The sequence below is a fragment of the Kaistella sp. PBT33-4 genome, from assembly GCF_029194425.1.
GTDB lineage: Bacteria > Bacteroidota > Bacteroidia > Flavobacteriales > Weeksellaceae > Marnyiella.
In genome coordinates, this window is the sequence record NZ_JARFYL010000002.1 from 12100 (window position 1) to 29346 (window position 17247).

The 17247-nt window shown below is 44.5% G+C and carries 18 protein-coding genes; 17 read left to right on the forward strand and 1 reads right to left on the reverse strand.

The genetic code is table 11. The features are described 5' to 3' along the window. Positions 1–25: 25 nt before the first annotated feature. The 9 genes from P0M11_RS02975 to P0M11_RS03015 all read left to right on the forward strand — a co-directional run bounded on the left by P0M11_RS02975 (position 26) and on the right by P0M11_RS03015 (position 9622). Complete coding sequence (locus tag P0M11_RS02975) at positions 26–3664, forward strand: MMPL family transporter (RefSeq protein WP_275624397.1); 3639 nt, start codon at positions 26–28, stop codon at positions 3662–3664. A 27-nt stretch (positions 3665–3691) separates the two neighbouring features. Beyond that, positions 3692–4594: a dialkylrecorsinol condensing enzyme DarA gene (locus tag P0M11_RS02980; protein ID WP_275624398.1), complete on the forward strand. Its 903-nt coding sequence runs from the start codon at positions 3692–3694 to the stop codon at positions 4592–4594. 18 nt (positions 4595–4612) lie between these two features. After that, positions 4613–5752, forward strand: coding sequence for a beta-ketoacyl-ACP synthase III (locus P0M11_RS02985; protein WP_275624399.1), 1140 nt, complete (start codon positions 4613–4615; stop codon positions 5750–5752). Then, entirely contained in the window at positions 5752–6183 is a 432-nt protein-coding gene (locus tag P0M11_RS02990) for a hypothetical protein (protein ID WP_275624400.1), read from the forward strand. Before P0M11_RS02985 ends, P0M11_RS02990 begins: the two co-directional genes overlap by 1 nt. 2 nt (positions 6184–6185) lie before the next feature. Next, entirely contained in the window at positions 6186–6629 is a 444-nt protein-coding gene (locus tag P0M11_RS02995; RefSeq protein ID WP_345774350.1) for an ABC transporter permease, read from the forward strand. 42 nt (positions 6630–6671) lie between these two features. Next, positions 6672–7076, forward strand: a complete 405-nt coding sequence (locus P0M11_RS03000; protein WP_275624401.1) for a hypothetical protein — start codon at positions 6672–6674, stop codon at positions 7074–7076. Further along, positions 7077–8087, forward strand: a complete 1011-nt coding sequence (locus tag P0M11_RS03005) for a BtrH N-terminal domain-containing protein (protein ID WP_275624402.1) — start codon at positions 7077–7079, stop codon at positions 8085–8087. A 102-nt stretch (positions 8088–8189) separates the two neighbouring features. Continuing rightward, entirely contained in the window at positions 8190–8999 is an 810-nt protein-coding gene (locus P0M11_RS03010; RefSeq protein WP_275624403.1) for a hypothetical protein, read from the forward strand. Positions 9000–9241: 242 nt separating this feature from the next. Then, entirely contained in the window at positions 9242–9622 is a 381-nt protein-coding gene (locus tag P0M11_RS03015; protein ID WP_158065054.1) for a hypothetical protein, read from the forward strand. Between the two features lie 352 nt (positions 9623–9974). Here P0M11_RS03015 and P0M11_RS03020 read toward each other — a convergent pair whose 3' ends face one another. Beyond that, positions 9975–10541: a hypothetical protein gene (locus tag P0M11_RS03020; protein WP_275624404.1), complete on the reverse strand. Its 567-nt coding sequence runs from the start codon at positions 10539–10541 to the stop codon at positions 9975–9977. Between the two features lie 27 nt (positions 10542–10568). On the opposite strand from P0M11_RS03020, the gene P0M11_RS03025 reads away from it, so the two are divergent. Genes P0M11_RS03025 through P0M11_RS03060 form a run of 8 tightly spaced genes read left to right on the forward strand, consistent with a single transcriptional unit; the run spans position 10569 to position 17196 of the window. Further along, complete coding sequence (locus P0M11_RS03025) at positions 10569–11324, forward strand: ABC transporter ATP-binding protein (protein ID WP_275624405.1); 756 nt, start codon at positions 10569–10571, stop codon at positions 11322–11324. Further along, on the forward strand, positions 11314–12582 hold the full coding sequence (locus P0M11_RS03030; RefSeq protein ID WP_275624406.1) for an ABC transporter permease: 1269 nt from the start codon (positions 11314–11316) through the stop codon (positions 12580–12582). Before P0M11_RS03025 ends, P0M11_RS03030 begins: the two co-directional genes overlap by 11 nt. Further along, positions 12557–12994, forward strand: coding sequence for an acyl-CoA thioesterase (locus P0M11_RS03035; RefSeq protein WP_158065057.1), 438 nt, complete (start codon positions 12557–12559; stop codon positions 12992–12994). Before P0M11_RS03030 ends, P0M11_RS03035 begins: the two co-directional genes overlap by 26 nt. Next, positions 12994–14133, forward strand: a complete 1140-nt coding sequence (locus P0M11_RS03040; protein ID WP_275624407.1) for a beta-ketoacyl synthase N-terminal-like domain-containing protein — start codon at positions 12994–12996, stop codon at positions 14131–14133. Before P0M11_RS03035 ends, P0M11_RS03040 begins: the two co-directional genes overlap by 1 nt. 5 nt (positions 14134–14138) lie before the next feature. Further along, positions 14139–14669 (forward strand): 3-oxoacyl-ACP synthase, encoded by a 531-nt coding sequence (locus tag P0M11_RS03045; protein ID WP_275624855.1) that lies wholly within the window; start codon positions 14139–14141, stop codon positions 14667–14669. Between the two features lie 5 nt (positions 14670–14674). Then, entirely contained in the window at positions 14675–14932 is a 258-nt protein-coding gene (locus tag P0M11_RS03050) for a phosphopantetheine-binding protein (RefSeq protein ID WP_158065060.1), read from the forward strand. Positions 14933–14935: 3 nt separating this feature from the next. Beyond that, entirely contained in the window at positions 14936–16135 is a 1200-nt protein-coding gene (locus P0M11_RS03055; protein WP_275624408.1) for a beta-ketoacyl-[acyl-carrier-protein] synthase family protein, read from the forward strand. After that, positions 16132–17196 (forward strand): beta-ketoacyl synthase N-terminal-like domain-containing protein, encoded by a 1065-nt coding sequence (locus tag P0M11_RS03060; protein ID WP_275624409.1) that lies wholly within the window; start codon positions 16132–16134, stop codon positions 17194–17196. The genes P0M11_RS03055 and P0M11_RS03060 overlap by 4 nt, the downstream gene beginning before the upstream one ends. Positions 17197–17247 lie beyond the last annotated feature (51 nt).

Here is a 17247-nt window from a genome sequence, read left to right on the forward strand (position 1 = left end):
AGAATTAATTTTGCGCCACCTAATTATGCACAGGATTTTTATTTCTTTATATAATCTGATTGAAAGATACCGCCTGATTGCGGCATTGCTGGCTCTGGCATTCCTGACAGCCGGTGCATTTTACGCCTCCAGAATAAAATTTGAAGAAGACATCAGCCAGATGTTGCCTAAGAACGGCAAATCCGACATTACAGCTCAGGTACTGTCACAACTGGAGTTCAGCGACAAAATAATCGTTCTTATAAACAGCAGGAGCAATGGAGCAAAACTTACTGAAACAGCAGATGCCTTCATTGAGAGGCTGGAGCCCCTGAAACCGTACATTAAATCTGTACAGGGCAAAGTGGATGAAGACCAGATTTCAGAAACATTTGATTTTGCACAGCAAAATATTCCGCTGCTATTGGATGAAGATGACTACGGGATCATTGCGGACCGCATTTCGGGCGACAGTATCAATCAACGGCTCGCGGCCAATTACCGGGCACTATCATCTCCGGCAGGATTGGTCACCAGGGATTTCATCAAGAAAGATCCGTTGGGTATCACCGCGCTGGGGCTGCAGAAGCTTAATCTGCTGGGTGAAAACAAAGACTTCCTCCTGCAGGACGATTATATTGTTACCAAAGACGGTAAAAACATCCTTCTGTTCCTTGAGCCTTCATTTGGTGGTGCCGAAACTAAAAACAATGAAATTTTTGCGGAACAGCTTAATATTGTTAAGGACAGCCTGAACAGGGAATTCCGGGGACAAACCGAAGTTTCCTTTTTTGGCGCACCGCTGATTGCCGCTGCCAATGCCAAACAAATCAAAAAAGACATCCAGACCACCGTACTGATTTCCACCGGAGTGCTTCTGTTGCTGCTTATCTTCTATTTCCGGAATATACTGGCACCCATCATCATTTTCATTCCCACAGTTTTCGGTGCCGTCACCGGATTGATTTTCATCTACATAATAAAGGACAGTATATCCGCGATTTCACTAAGTGTCAGTGCGATACTGATTGGAATCACGATAGATTATGCTATCCATATTCTGACCCATTACAAGCACAACAATAATATAGAGGATGTCCTGAAAGAGATTACACATCCCATAATCATGAGTGCATCTACCACGGCAATCTCCTTTCTCTGCCTGGTTTTTGTACGTTCAGAGGCACTCAGGGACCTGGGGATTTTTGCCAGTGTTACGGTCATCTTTTCCGCGCTTTTTACTTTGGTGCTCATTCCGCATCTGTACAGGCCCGGTAAAACGAAAACGCCTCAAAAGAAAACTTTCATCGATAAAATCGGAGCATATCCTTATGAAAAAAACAGGGCGTTGGTCATCATCTGCTCTCTGCTGATTGTTATTTCCTTTTTTGGCTTCAGCCATATAAAATTCAACCAAAACATCTCTGACCTGAATTTTGTACCCGAGGAAATGAAGCAGAATGAACGAAAACTGCAGGAACTTTCCGACCTTACTGAGAAGTCCATCCATGTGGTTTCTTACGGCACTTCACCGTCTGATGCTGTTGATAAAAATACAAAGCTGTTATCTTTCTTAAAAGACCAGCAGGAACAGGAAAATATACTGAGTTTTCAGTCGGTAGGCGAAGTGGTACTTTCAGAAAAAGAACAGCAACAGCGGGTCCGCCGGTGGAATCAATTCTGGACCGCTGACCGAAAAGCAGACGTTATTACGAAGTTGAAGATGGGTGGTGCTGTACTTGGATTTAATCACTCGGCCTTCGCTGAATTTGAAGAGATGCTGAACAGAAATTATCAGCCAATTTCACTTAACGATTACTCTAACCTGCCAGCCATGCAGTTTTCAGAATTTTACCGCGCCAGCCCGGGAATGCATACACTGTCCACTATTGTGAAGGTTAATGAAGCACAGCGCGCCCAATTCATCCGCAATGTGGAGAAGCACAATGAAGTCCTGGCCATAGACCGCCAGCAGATCAATGAAAATTTCCTGGGTTTACTTAAGGACGACTTCAACAACCTCATCAATTACTCGCTGATCGCCGTCATCATTATATTTCTGATTTTTTTCCGGAACACAGACCTTACGGTCATGGCCGTGATCCCAATCGTTCTTTCCGGTGTCGTAACTGCGGGCATCCTTTACTTTATGGGGCTTGAACTCAATATTTTCAGTACTATTGTATGCACGTTAATCTTCGGTGCCGGTGTCGATTTCAATATTTTCCTGACCCAGGCGCTTCAGAAAGAGATCAGCACCGGAAAAGACCAGCTGCCGCTTTACAGGGTGTCCATCATTCTGGCACTTATCACTACCGTGCTGGCGGTAGGAGCTTTGATTTTCGCGAAACACCCTGCGCTGTATTCGGTTTCTACAGTAGCCCTGGTGGGAATGGTGGCTGTTGTGGTCATTTCATTTGCTCTGTACCCACTGATGTTCGGATACATCCGCAGGCGTTCGCAAACAGGTTTGATGCCTGTAAAATTGAGGGTAGTACTTAATTCCCTTTTCTCACTTACTGTTTATGCTTTTGGCGGAATTGTTTTTGGAATTATCGCACCATTCTTCAGCAGAAGCAATGAAGGAAAATTAAGAAAAATAGTAGCTTCTTATCTCACCATGGTTCTTTATACCAATCCTTTTGTCCGGAAAAGAGTAATCAACCAAACGGGAGAAAAGTTTGAAAAACCTGCCGTGGTTATCGCCAATCACACGTCCTCTCTGGATATTCTGGCAATGGCCATGACCACCCATAAACTCATATTTTTCGTAAACGACTGGGTATACCATTCTCCCATTTTCGGCAGGTTGGTGCGCCGGCTGGGATTCTTTCCGGTTTCCGAAGGTCTGGAGGGTAATTTGGACCGCCTGAAAAAGAAGGTGGACCAGGGATATTCACTGATGATCTTCCCTGAAGGAGAACGCTCGTTCACTAATTTGGTGCAAAGATTTCACAAGGGTGCATTTTATCTGGCGCAACATCTTAAACTGGACATCCTGCCCGTTTACATTCACGGTACTTCCGAAGTAATGCCCAAGGGCGACCTTTTTATTCATGACGGCAGTATTACCGTAGTTACGGGCAAGCGGATTGCCTGGGATGATATGTCTTTTGGTGAGACTTACCAGCAAAGAGCAAAAAAAGTAAATGCGCTGTTCCGTGAGAAGTTTTCCGAACTGAGAAAAGAACTCGAAGATGAGGATTATTTCGCAAAAAAGATACTGATGAACTATCATTATATGGAGAAGGAAATCGTGAAGGATGTTCATGCCGACTGGAAGCAGAATAAAAAGCTGTACCACGAGCTGAATAAGTGGATCGGCCCAAAAGACAATATACTTCATATTTCCGCGGACTATGGACAGCTGGACATGCTTTTGGTTCTTCAGGAAGCGGGCCTCCAGATCAATTCCTACAATGTTGATGTAGAAAAAAGGCATACCGCCAGACAAAGCTATCTGCTGCACCGGCGGAAAATCCAGTATCTGGATTCTTTGGACAGCCTTGAAACAGTTCCGGATGTGTTGCTCATCAGTGACGTCAGCTTTAAGCTGGATGAACTCGTTGAACTTCCAGCACGAATTATATTTCTGAACAGACCGGAGGTGCAGGCTCCTGCCGGCTATCAAACATCAGAGGCAACAGATGGGCTTACCGTCTTTAAGATAATGGATAAATTTTAATATTTTTGTAGAAATTCATAAACTGCAATGCCGAAGAAGATACTGGTTACCTATTATTCACAAACCGGACAGCTGGAAGAGATCATGAAGAATATTGCCGGGGCATTCCGGGACCGCAGTCATTTTGAGATTACCTATTACGAGATCAAGCTGAAGGAGGATTTTGAATTTCCCTGGAAGCCGGAGGTTTTCTATGACACTTTTCCGGAAAGCTACCTTCAGGTGCCGCGTGAAATCATCCCGCCGTCTGAGGAAATTCTGAATACGAAATACGACCTGATCCTTTTTGGCTATCAGGTATGGTTTCTCACTCCTTCGATTCCTGTGATCTCTTTCCTTAAAAGTGAATTTGCCGAAAGACTGATGGCCCACACTCCGGTAGTCACCATTAGTGGGACAAGAAACATGTGGATGCTCTCTCAGGATAAACTTAAAGTGCATTTAAAAAGGCTGCAGGCCGAACTCGTCGGAAATATTGCGCTGGTAGACAGGCATGATAATTACACCAGCGTCATCACCATCCTGAACTGGATGCAGACAGGAAATAAAGCACAGAAAAAACCGCTTCCGCCGGCGGGTGTTGCCCAGAAGGAGATTGATGAAGCCGGAAAATACGGCCAAATCATTATGAAATATGCCGGGAGTGGCAGCTATGGTGGAATGCAGAAAGAATTGGTACAGAACGGAGCCGTAGAGATCCGCCCCTTCCTTATCAAGGTGGAAACCGTAGGCAATAAACTCTTTACGGTCTTTTCCGGAATCATTGCCAGAAAGCCTCAGAGCCGCAAATTTTGGGTAGGTGTCTACAAATTCTACCTCATGTTTGCCATTTGGGTGGTATCGCCCATTGTTTTATTTTTTTATACATTGCTGACTCCTTTCTTTTACAGGAAAAGAAAAAGACAGATTGAACACTATCAGGGACTTTAAAAATAACTTTACTAAAATATGAATCAAGTTTATATCACAAGGGCAGCCAAGTATCTTCCGGGAAATCCAATTTCCAATGACGAAATGGAAGACTACCTGGGTTATGTTAATGATACACCTTCAAAAGCAAAGGCACTTATCCTTAGGAACAACGGAATCAAAACCAGATATTACGCGCTGGACAAAAACAATAAACCCACCGAAACCAACGCTGAAATCACAGCCAAAGCGGTAGAAAAGCTTTTCGACGAAAACTTCACCAAAGAGGACATGGAACTGCTTACCTGCGGAACCACATCAGCAGACCAGATCCAGCCTTCCCATGCCTCAATGGTTCACGGCGTACTGAAACCGAGTCATTCCATTGAAATTAATACATCTATGGGACTTTGCAACGCGGGTATGAACGCGCTTCAATACGGTTTTATGTCGGTAAAATCAGGAAATTCCAATAACGCGGTTTGTGTTGGCTCCGAAAGATTCTCGGCCTGGATGACAGCAGACAAGTTCAACCACGAAGCAGAAAACCTGAAGCAGCTGGAAGAGAAACCGATTATCGCTTTCAAAAGGGAATTTTTAAGATGGATGCTTTCCGACGGCGCCGGTACCTTCCTGCTGGAGAAACAGCCGCGTGAAGGAGAAGTGAACCTTAGAATTGAGTTCATCGACTTCTTTTCCTATGCACATGAGCTGGAAGCCTGTATGTACGCGGGTTGCGAAAAACAGGAAGACGGCAGTCTGAAGTCATGGGCCGAATATTCGGCGGATGAATGGCTGAAGCAATCCATATTCTCGCTGAAACAGGACACCAAACTTCTGGGAGATTTCATCCTGAAAAAAGGTGCACAGGCGCTTAGAGCTTCATTCGACAAAAACAATCTGAATCCGGACGATATGGATTATGTGCTGGCACATATCTCTTCAAACTACTTCAAAGATGGCTTAAGAGAAGAGTTCGCAGCCGTAGGTCTTGATTTCCCTAAGGAAAAATGGTTCTACAACCTTTCTGAAGTAGGTAATATCGGTGCAGCATCAATATATATCGCGCTGGAAGAACTGATGGCTTCCGGAAAACTTAAAAAAGACGAAAAAGTACTGCTCTGCATCCCGGAAAGTGGCCGATTTGCTTATTCCTGCGCACTGTTAACCGTAATGTAATGGAAATTTCACTTCCGGTTACGGATAAAAACACTGTCGGAAACCTTATTCCACAAAAAAAACCGTTTGTAATGGTGGACGCCCTGTTCTCATGGCAGGAAACTGCACTGAAATCGGGCTTCACGGTGCCGGAGGAACATGTTCTGGTGGCCAATGGCTTCTTTCAGGCCTCGGGGGTGCTGGAGCATCAGGCGCAAAGTGTGGCTTTGCATACCGGCTATCAGTTTTATCTGAAAGATGAAGAACCGCCTGTGGGTTACATCGGTGCCATCAAGACTTTTGAAATCTCAGCCTTGCCTGCCGTGGGCGATAAGATTGAAACCGAAGTCGAGATCCTGAACGAAATGATGGGGGTAACTTTGGTGAGAATCAGCAGTTCGGTAAACGGAAAAGAAATTGCTACTTCGGAAATGAAGACGGTCGTTAAATAATTTTGGAAAAGGAAAACCACATCAACATTCAGGACTTCCTTCCGCACCGCGAACCGCTGCTGATGGTGGACCGCATACTGGAAATCCGGAAAGAAGAAGTAATTACCTCGTTCCGGATACAGCCCGATAATATTTTTGTTGATAAAGGCTTTTTTGTTGAATCAGGCCTGATTGAAAATGTAGCCCAAACCTGTTCCGCGATTACCGGTCAGGATTTTGGCGATGAGATCCGCAACCATGAAGATCCGGGCTCCAGGGTAATCGGTTTTATTACCAATATTAAAAAAGTGAAGATCCATGAACTGCCGCCTGTTGGAAGCGAAATTATTTCCAAAGCGCACCTTAACTCACAGTTCGGAGATATCTGCACTATTTCGTGCCTGACCTATCTGGAGGACCGATTACTTGTGGAAGCTGAGATCAGCCTTTTCATCAAGGCGCTTTAGTGAGCAGATTTTACAGCTATTGATGACATCTAAATTCTGATTATGAAAAAAGAAGAAGTTCCGCAGGAAAAAAGTGCACTGGAATCCGCCAACATGACGGATCTTTACTATGTGACCGATGAAAACGGAAACTATACCACCGCACGCAGCACCGGCTGGGACGCTAAAGCAAAAGCGCTGGAGGAAAGCATGGAACTCATTAACGAACGCGTGAATGAGGCCAAAGCCGCTGTGGCAAACGGAACTGCCAGTCCAATCCTTTACTTTATGGAGCTGAACAAGATGGATTTCAGCATACTCTCCAGCTATGTAGGAATCTGGACGTTCTTTGTAAAACAGCACACCAAACCGGGAAAATTTAGAAAACTAAGCGAAAAAACCTTACAGAAATATGCCGATGCTTTCGGAATCACTGTAGAGGAACTAAAGAATTTTGACGGAAAATAGATGAACGATATAACCAAACTGAACTTCACCCACCACCAGACGGCACACTGCGAAAACGGAGTGGCGTCCAACCTGCTGAAAGACAAAGGCCTGAACCTGAGCGAACCCATGATTTTCGGCATTGGCTCGGGTTTATATTTTGTGTACCTGCCTTTTCTGAAAGTCAATTTTGCCCCCGGATTCAGTTACAGACCCATGCCCGGTGCCATCTTTTCCAAAGCCGCCAAAAGGCTCGGCATAAAAATTAAAAGACAAAGGTTTTCCAACCCAAAAGAAGCTCAGGCGGCGCTGGAAAGAAACCTCGAAAACAAAATTCCCACGGGTTTGCAGGTGGGCGTTTTTCATCTGACTTACTTCCCGGAGGAATATAAATTTCACTTCAATGCCCATAACCTGGTGGTGTACGGCAAGGAAGGCAACCGGTTCCTCATAAGCGATCCGGTGATGAACGAAACCACCACACTTACCGAGAAAGAACTGGAACGCGTACGCTATGCCAAAGGCGTTATGGCGCCGAAAGGTCACATGTATTTTCCCACAGACATTCCGGCCACGCTGGAGCTGGAAAAAGCCATTGTAAAAGGAATTAAGGATACCTGCAACAAGATGCTCGCACCGGTTCCCATCATCGGCGTAAAGGCCATCCGGTGGGTGGCGCGCAGTATCCCGAAATGGGCCGACAAAAAAGGCGCAAAAACGACAAACCATTATTTGGGCCAGCTCATCCGTATGCAGGAGGAGATCGGTACCGGCGGCGGCGGGTTCCGTTACATTTACGGCGCCTTTCTGGCGGAAGCGGCAGACGTTTTAAAGAAACCCGAACTGAAAGAACTTTCCAGGGAAATAACCGACATCGGTGACCTCTGGCGTGATTTCGCGGTGGATATTGCCCGCGTCTACAAAAACCGCAACAGCAAATTCGACATCTACAACTCTCTGTCCCAATCCATGCTGCATATCGCGGATCTGGAGGAGGCCTTTTTCAGAAAGTTGAGGAAGGTGGTGAGGTAAGGTGTTAGTCAGGATCGACTGGGTGAAGATTAAATTCAAATTATGCAGTAGTAATCCAAATGCATATTAAAGCTACAACATATTTTTATTATTACATAGAATATGCCTGACCTTATAAAAGAAATTGCAGAAAAACAAATCAGCACTCTGCATCAAATAAGACTATATACCTGTACCTTATTTAAAGACCTAAGTTCCTATAAACAAAATGGGACGGGAGTATTTGTTAAAATTGGATCAAAACATTTTCTATTTTCAGCTGCCCACGTTTTTGATGATTTTGATGAATTATTCATTCCTTTAAAGGAAGGTAAGACTTTATTAAAACCTGGTGGTAGTGTAATAAAAAATTTCCCTAAAGAAAATCGGGAAACTGATGATTTAGATGTAGGAATATTAGTTCTTGACCCTGAATCCATTGCTGCATTAAAAGAAAGCTATTCTTTTTTGGAAAGCTCACATCTAGAAATAAATCATGTCCAAAGTAATTTATTATTATATACTGTTTTCGGATATCCTACCACTTGGTCAAAAAAATCAACTACAAAAAATTCTTTTCATAGTGTACCTTTCTTCAATTTTACAAAATGTGTTGGAGGTGCAGAATATTACAAAGTAAATCGACATGAGTATTTAAGCCTGATAGTCGACTATGACAGAAAAAATACGCCCAATTTAAAGTCTAGAACGTTTAGCTATGGACCGGACTTGTTCGGAATAAGTGGTTGTGGATTATGGTATCTAAACCCACACGATCTTCAACGCGGTCCTGCACTAGTGGGAATTATGAATGAGTGGTCCAAAACAAACAGATCAAGATTAATTGCTACCAGAATTGATGCCTACACAGAAATTCTGCGAAGTCAAGGAATCATTGACTTTCAAGAAACTAATTTGTTTGGATATAAATAAATTGAAAAAATCCTTCCAAATCAGTTTTGAAATCCGCGACTGTTCCCCCGATGTCGCGGATTTGTAATCCGTGACAATTTCGCAAGTTTAAGACCCACATACGCTTAGAAATCCTTTTGAAGTCCATTTTTTGTTATTTCATTCTACTACGTAAAGCGCTGTAAATAATTCCATTAACTTGGTTTACAGGTCAATAAATTTTTAACTTTAAATGAATTTATTAACCAATAAAACTCAAAATCATGGAAAATAATGTATTAACAAAGGAAGTACTGGATTTCTTACCTGAACCGTTTCAGGTGGCTCAAAAGGCTATTGACCTGCCCGAAGTAAAGGAAATGATGGCAAGACTGGCCAAATATAATCTGGGCGTTTTTATGCCCCATCAGCATAATGCGGAAAGTGGTGCCTTCGAAGTTTTGGAAGACGGTAAAATGCAGATGGAAAACGACCTCCAGGTTTCCTTTATGACCAAAGAGGAGGCAGCCAAAATAAACAGTCTGCCCGTAGGCTGGGTTTGGAAAAACGATGGCGTGCGGGGATCCGCAGAGTGCACTTTCGGCTGTCATTGGGAGATTAGCCCTACAACAGGTGCTGCCGTCCACATCAAAAATCATAAATAGTACAAGAACAAACTGTAAGTCTGTGAAGTCACTTACAATGCTGTTTTTACTGATCTGCCCCAACAGTTTATTCGGTCAAGGCGCCCGGGATTCCTCAACAATAATTGTAAAATATAAATTCACTTTTGTTCAGGATACCCTGGATATGAGCTCAGTTATTTAGTGCAGAAAAAAGGCATAGAAGTTACCCGCGAGCAGTATATATTCAAAAAGGAATGAGTTTATGAGTGATCCCCTTCAGGGCCGCGTGAACAACCCTGAATACAGAAACAGGATAAAAGCCAACAGACTTAGGTATAATAATTCTTTGGAATGAGCTTACAGATTGCTTAATAGAACCCCGTCTATTGATCTATTCGAAACGCATGTTCATAGGCAATTTATAATTGCTTTTTACTGGCTGACCATTAATTTTAGCAGGAATCCACCGCTCTTTTATATTGGAAAGCACACGGACCATTTCATTTCCCAAAGCCGCATTTCCTGTGTATTTAATGTCTGTAATCCGGCCTTCGGTGGTAATTACAAAAGTGGTTTCGGAAGCTAGCATTCCTTTCCCGGTGATTTTGGATGCATTAAAATCTTTCATTATTGCCTGACGGAATTTCTGCAAACCACCGGGGTATTCCGCTGCCTCTTCCACCTCTGCATAAACAGAATCAGTTTTTATCTGGATTTCCTGTGCAGAGATAAGCAGGCCAAAAAGCAAAAGAAACAAAGCGAGAAATTTTTTCATAGTTGCTGTTTTTAAACTCAGTTTATTGGAGTTAACATTTAACTGCAAGTTTAGTGAAATTAAACTTATTTGTAAGATTTTAACTTGAGCAGTCAGACGAATTAATTTTATCGGCAAGTACTCAGTGACGTACATCCAACTACCACCCAATTCACTGCCCTTTCCCCTTCCCTCTAAAATCACTATTTTGCAGCCTGAAAACCATTGCTTTTGGCTACAAATATTATCGAAATTAAAAACCTCTACAAGAAATATAAAAACGCAGACGAGTTCTCTGTGAACAATATTTCGCTGGAGATTGCGGAAAACGAAATCTACGGCATCCTCGGGCCCAACGGCGCCGGCAAGACCACCCTGATTTCCATGCTCTGCGGACTGATTAAGCCGACCTCCGGAAGCTATACCATTAACGGACTTTCGCCACGAAACCGGCTGAACTCCATTAAAAAAATCACCGGCATCGTACCTCAGGAATACGCCCTCTATCCTACGCTGACCGCCAGCGAAAACCTGATGTTCTTCGGCTCACTCTACGGTTTGAAACATGCTGATCTGCACCAAAAAATCGATACCATGCTGGAGCGTGTGGGCCTTACCAACTTCGCCAACAAGAAAATTGAACATTTCTCCGGCGGAATGAAGCGCCGCTGCAACCTGATCGCTGGTATTATGCACAACCCGAAAGTCCTTTTCCTGGATGAACCGACTGTGGGTGTAGATGTGCAGTCCCGGAACGTGATCATCGAATTCCTGAAGGAACTCAACCAAAATGGCACCAGCATCGTGTACACCTCGCACCACCTTCAGGAAGCTGAGGAATTTTGCACTAAGATCGCCATCATCGACAACGGTCAGATCTACGCCATTGGCAGTCCGGAGGAACTCATTGCCAACACCCCAAAAGCGGAAAACCTGGAAGACGTTTTCATTTCACTAACCGGAAAAGAACTTCGCGATGTTATATAAACTCTGGAGAGCCCTGTGGAAGGAGATCTTATTGCTGAAACGAGACATGGGCGGCATCCTGATCATCTTCATCATGCCCCTGGTGCTCATCATCACCATTACGCTTATTCAGGATTCCACCTTCAAAAATCTGGAGGGTACCAAAATCCCGCTTTTACTTGTTGACAATGACAAAGCCGAGGTTTCGAAAATCATAACGGACGGACTGAAAAAGGGCGATACCTTCAACCTTATCACGAAAGATTTAGACGAAGCTAAAGCCAGACAGGCGGTCTTCAACGGCGATTATCAGATGGCCATCGTGATTCCGGAAAATCTCACGGAGAACATGAACCAAAGCATCGACTTTAAGGTTCAGTCCATCGTAAGTTCGCTGGGCGTTGGCGAAACTGACACGGCAGTGGTGCAGCGTGAACTTCCGAAGGCCAAAGAAATCCACCTCTATTTTGATCCGGTGACGAGCGCAGGCTTCAAGAGCGGCGTGAAGAGTTCGGTAAATGAAATGGTAGCGACCATTGAAAATCAGAAAATCTACGCAGCCTTTCAGGACCAACTGGGAACCGAAGATGATATTTCTTTTGACCAGAAATTTATCGCTTTTAAGGAAATAACCCCTAAAGGTGATGACGAAGCCCTGCCCAACTCCGTACAGCACAATGTGCCGGCCTGGGCCCTGTTTGCGATCTTCTTCATTGTGGTGCCGCTTTCCATCAACCTTGTAAAGGAAAAAAACCAGGGAACCATCATCCGCATCCTGGCGAACCATACGCCTTATTATGTACACGTCCTCGGCAAGACTTTCACCTATCTCATGATCTGCATGATACAGTTTTTGCTGATGCTTGCGGTGGGCGTTTACCTTTTCCCCTATCTGGACCTGCCGAAGTTTGAGGTGGCCGGAAAACTTCCTGAGTTGCTTTTCGTGACCTTTTTCGCAGGATTGGCAGCCATCGGATTTGGCATCCTGCTCGGAACATTAACAGACACCCAGGAACAGTCGGCGCCTCTGGGAGCGACCTCGGTAGTAATTCTGGCGGCAATTGGCGGTATTTGGGTGCCGGTATTTATGATGCCAGACTTTATGCAGACGATATCAAGCTTCTCGCCAATGAACTGGGGGCTCAATGCTTATTATGACATTATCCTGAGGAACGCCGGCATATCGCAGGTGCTGCCCGGGGTGGGCCTTTTGCTTTTGTTCTATATTGTAACAGTGCTTATAGCTTTAATTTATGAAAGAAAAAAACACTCCATCTGATGCCATCATAAACCGGCAAACGGTTAGGGTGCGCTTCAACGAGTGCGACCCGCTCGGGATTGTATGGCACGGTCACTATATTGTCTATTTTGAGGACGGACGCGAAGCCTTCGGTCGCGAACACGGCATTTCCTATCTGGATGTCCAGCATAACGGATTTGCCACACCGATTGTGAGAACGGTTTGTGAACATTTTCTCCCTTTGAAATATGGCGAAACCATAACCGTTGAAACCACTTTCGTGAATTTGCCCACAGCAAAAATGATGTTCCGCTACCGGATCTTTAATGAAGAAAATAAACTGGTCTGCTCCGGCGAGACCGTTCAGGTTTTTATTGATACGGACGGAAACCTACAACTGTATAATCCAACCTTTTTTCAGCACTGGAAGGATAAAATGGGACTTTCATAATGGAGAAAACGGTCACCTACATTACAGATTACAACTGCGTTACACCTTTAGGTTACAATGCGGAAGACAATTGGCAAAATGTTCTGGACGGAAAATCCGGAATCAGGAAGCATGATCTTTTTGAGAGCCAGCCACCTTTTCATGCAGGGATCATTGACAATAATGAACTCGGAAGTATTTTCACGGCTGAATTTAAATCTGAGAATTTCACGCGGCTGGAAAAAATGCTGCTGCTAAGCCTGAAACCGCTGATTGAAAAAAATGGCGTTAAGGAAAAAACAGCCTTCATCCTTTCTACTACCAAAGGAAACGTTTCCCTGCTGAAAAACAAAATTGCACCACCTGAAGAGGCTTACCTTTCAGAGCTCGCGAAGACAATCGCCGATGTTTTCGGCTTTAAAACAAAGCCTGTGGTCATTTCGAATGCCTGTGTTTCAGGTGTGATGGCGGTTTCGGTGGCAAAAAACATGATCGAGTCGGGGCTGTACGAAGATGCTTATGTTTTAGCCGGCGATGAGGTTTCGGAGTTTGTAATCTCGGGTTTCAACTCCTTCCAGGCTATGAGTTCGGAGCCTTGTAAACCTTACGATGAAAGCCGTGACGGAATTACGATCGGTGAGGCCGCGGCAGCGTTGTATGTAACCTCCACTCCACCAACTGACGGTATATATTTTAAAATCCTGGGTGAGAGTGCGGTAAATGATGCCAACCATATTTCCGGACCTTCCAGAACGGGCGAAGGTCTGTTCCGCAGCATTGAAAATGCATTAAAAGAAGCACAGATTTCAGCGGAACAGCTGGATTACCTATCCGCACACGGTACAGCCACTATTTATAATGACGAAATGGAAAGCATCGCCTTTACACGGGCGGGCTTACAAAATGTGCCCGCAAACAGCCTTAAAGGCTTCTATGGACACTGTCTGGGAGCCTCGGGATTGCTGGAAATTATTATCGCTATGGAATGTGGCCGCAACAATACGTTAATTAAAAGCCTGAATCTTGAAAAGCCCGGTGTTTCGCATACTCTGAATATCATTACCGAAAATAAAGCTCAGGAAATTGAATATATTTTGAAAACGGCTTCCGGCTTTGGCGGGTCAAATGCAGCCATTATCCTGAAAAAATGTGCCCAATGAAAACACTGAAAACCTGCAGTATAGAAAATGGCAGCATCACAGTGGATGATGAGGTGGTTTTTCAGGAAGCGCACCTCCATTTCAGCGATTTTGCCAAGTCTGTTTATAAAAAGTTCAGTTTTGACTATCCCAAATTCCACAAGATGGATGCTTTAAGCAAACTTGCATTTATGGCTTCGGAAATGGTATTGAGGGATGAGGAGAATAAAAACACCGCTTTGGTTTTCGCCAACCGGTCCTCCAGTCTGGATACCGACATGAAATATCAGGAAAGTATCAATTTGGAAGAAAATTATTTCCCAAGCCCGGCGGTTTTTGTATACACCCTCCCAAATATCTGTCTGGGTGAGATCAGCATCAGGCATCAGCTTCAAACCGAGAATGCTTTCTTCGTCACCGATGAGTTTGATGAAGACTTCATGAACCTTTACGCAGGACAGCTCCTGAAGTCAGGAAAGGCAGAGCAGGTGCTGGTGGGCTGGACGGAATTGTACGGGGAGAATTACAAAGGTTTTGTATATTTGTTGACCTTATAAAAGAAATTATGGACTTAAGAGAAGAATTAAAGCATAAAATTATAGAAGTACTGAACCTTGAAGATGTTTCTGCAGAGGAAATCGCAAACGATGCACCACTTTTCGGCGGCGGCCTTGGATTGGATTCCATAGACGCGCTGGAGCTTATCGTTTTACTGGACAAGCAGTACGGAATTAAGCTGGCTGACCCAAAGAAAGGGAAGGAAATCTTCGAAAGCATCGACACGATGGCTACCTATATCGAACAGCACAGAACCAAATAGTCCATGTCGCGAAAGATTGCCATCACCGGCATGGGAATCATTTCCTCCATTGGCCGGAATGTAGAAGAAAATTACACCTCACTTCTGGAGTCCAGACATGGGATTTCCGATATCGAATTCCTTGAAACACGCCACCGTGGCGAGGTGAAACTGGGGGAAATAAAAATGTCTAACGAAGACCTGATTTCAGAGTTGGGTATTCCCGAAGACAACAATTACGCACGCAGCACCCTCCTGGGTATTGTGGCGGCAAAGGAAGCCGTAGAAAGTGCCGGCATTAAGAACCTGAACCAATATCGCACAGGACTTATTTCATCAACAAGCGTGGGCGGTATGGACGTTACCGAAAAATACTTCTACGACTACGAAAACCAACCTGATAAACAGAAATACATCGCTACTCATGATGCCGGACAGTCCTCTTTGGCAATTGCTGAGGTTTTAGGTCTGAAAGGCATGGTTTCCACAATAAGTACAGCATGTTCATCGGCGGCCAATGCCATTATGATGGGTGCGAAACTTATACAGAGCGGCATTCTGGACCGTGTGATCGTAGGCGGTACCGACGGACTCTCAAAATTCACGCTGAACGGTTTCAAAACCCTGATGATTGTCACCGATACTTACAATACGCCTTTCGATAATGACCGCAAGGGTCTTAATCTTGGTGAAGCAGCCGCTTTTTTGGTACTGGAAAGTGATGAGGTCTTAGAGAAAGAAAATAAAAAGCCGATTGCCTGGCTATCGGGGTATGCCAATGCGAACGACGCCCACCATCAGACCGCTTCCTCCGAAGACGGAACCGGTGCCTATCTGGCTATGGAAAAGGCGCTGAAAGTATCGGAGCTTGACACAAGAGATATCGACTATATCAACGCGCACGGAACGGCGACGCCCAATAATGACCTTTCGGAAGGTACGGCCATGCTGAGGATTTTTGGTGATGACCAGGTGCCGGATTTCAGTTCTACCAAAGCCTTTACAGGACACACTCTGGCTGCTGCTGCGGCAGTAGAAGCGGTCTATTCCATACTTGCAATCAACAACGGAGTTATCTTCCCAAATCTTAACTTTAAAACGCCGATGCAGGAGTTTGACCTTACGCCTGTAACAGAACTTAAACGGAAGGAAATCAATCACGTACTCTCAAATTCATTTGGGTTCGGAGGCAACTGTTCCACTTTAATTTTCTCGAAATCATGAAGCCGGTTTATGTTAACAGTGCCGTGTGTATTTCGGTGCAGGACACGCTGAATGCAGTATTTTTCCATACAATGGAAGCCGACCAAACCTCAGTGCTGCTTAATGCGGTTGCTCCCAATTATAAAGAATTTATTCCGCCGGCTCAGATCAGACGGATGTCCAAAACGGTGAGGATGAGTGCTGTAGCCGCGCAGAAAGCCATGAACGAAGCCGGTATAGTGACACCGGATGCCATTATCGTTGGTACGGGAATGGGCTGCGAAGAGGACTCTGAGAAGTTTCTGAAAAACGTTATCGAAAATAACGAGGAATTCCTGACGCCTACACATTTCATACAATCCACACACAATACCGTAGCAGGACAGATTGCTTTGGCCAATTCCTGCCATGCCTATAATTTCACGTATGTAAATCCGGGTTCATCGCTGGAAATGAGTCTGCTGGACGCGAAGCTTCAGATCGAACATGACGAAGCAAACAACATTCTGGTTGGCGCGACAGATGAAAAGGCGGCAAGGACGATGGAACTGTACCGTTTAAAAGGGACTATTAAAAAAGAAACAGATTTACCCGCAGATTACCTTGATTCATCCACAGCAGGTGTGGTTTGGGGCGAAGGTTCTGCCTTTTTCGTACTCAGTTCAGAAAAATCTGAAAATACAAGCGCACAGTTGCAGGAGGTAACTTTCATCAACAAGCTTGCAGAAGACGAAGTAACGTCTTTCATATCCGAATTTCTGGCTAAGAATAATATGGCAACCACAGATATTGATGCGGTTTTATTGGGTTTCAGCGGAGATGCGCGCACAGATAGCTACTATAAAACAGCTATGGAAATATTTGAGGGGGCAGATCGGCTGTACTTCAAGCACCTGTGCGGTGAGTTCAATACTTCGAGCGGATTTGCCTTCTTTATGGCCAACCAGATTCTGAAACGTCAGGAAATTCCGGAGGCGATGAGGATTAATAAGGACATTCAGAAAGATTTCATCAATAGTATCCTTATCTACAACCATCTTAATGGTGAAGACCACAGTTTGACCTTGCTCAAAAAAGCCTGACAGCCGGTTCTGCTTACAGGAATCGGGTAAAATGTATTTATCAATCTGCTT

What these genes read in the sequence shown, in the direction of transcription:
- P0M11_RS02975 (WP_275624397.1), top strand. Translation starts at nt 26, where the DNA reads ATGCACAGGATTTTTATTTCTTTATATAATCTGATTGAAAGATACCGC.
- P0M11_RS02980 (WP_275624398.1), top strand. Translation starts at nt 3,692, where the DNA reads ATGCCGAAGAAGATACTGGTTACCTATTATTCACAAACCGGACAGCTG.
- P0M11_RS02985 (WP_275624399.1), top strand. Translation starts at nt 4,613, where the DNA reads ATGAATCAAGTTTATATCACAAGGGCAGCCAAGTATCTTCCGGGAAAT.
- P0M11_RS02990 (WP_275624400.1), top strand. Translation starts at nt 5,752, where the DNA reads ATGGAAATTTCACTTCCGGTTACGGATAAAAACACTGTCGGAAACCTT.
- P0M11_RS03000 (WP_275624401.1), top strand. Translation starts at nt 6,672, where the DNA reads ATGAAAAAAGAAGAAGTTCCGCAGGAAAAAAGTGCACTGGAATCCGCC.
- P0M11_RS03005 (WP_275624402.1), top strand. Translation starts at nt 7,077, where the DNA reads ATGAACGATATAACCAAACTGAACTTCACCCACCACCAGACGGCACAC.
- P0M11_RS03010 (WP_275624403.1), top strand. Translation starts at nt 8,190, where the DNA reads ATGCCTGACCTTATAAAAGAAATTGCAGAAAAACAAATCAGCACTCTG.
- P0M11_RS03015 (WP_158065054.1), top strand. Translation starts at nt 9,242, where the DNA reads ATGGAAAATAATGTATTAACAAAGGAAGTACTGGATTTCTTACCTGAA.
- P0M11_RS03030 (WP_275624406.1), top strand. Translation starts at nt 11,314, where the DNA reads ATGTTATATAAACTCTGGAGAGCCCTGTGGAAGGAGATCTTATTGCTG.
- P0M11_RS03035 (WP_158065057.1), top strand. Translation starts at nt 12,557, where the DNA reads ATGAAAGAAAAAAACACTCCATCTGATGCCATCATAAACCGGCAAACG.
- P0M11_RS03040 (WP_275624407.1), top strand. Translation starts at nt 12,994, where the DNA reads ATGGAGAAAACGGTCACCTACATTACAGATTACAACTGCGTTACACCT.
- P0M11_RS03055 (WP_275624408.1), top strand. Translation starts at nt 14,936, where the DNA reads ATGTCGCGAAAGATTGCCATCACCGGCATGGGAATCATTTCCTCCATT.
- P0M11_RS03060 (WP_275624409.1), top strand. Translation starts at nt 16,132, where the DNA reads ATGAAGCCGGTTTATGTTAACAGTGCCGTGTGTATTTCGGTGCAGGAC.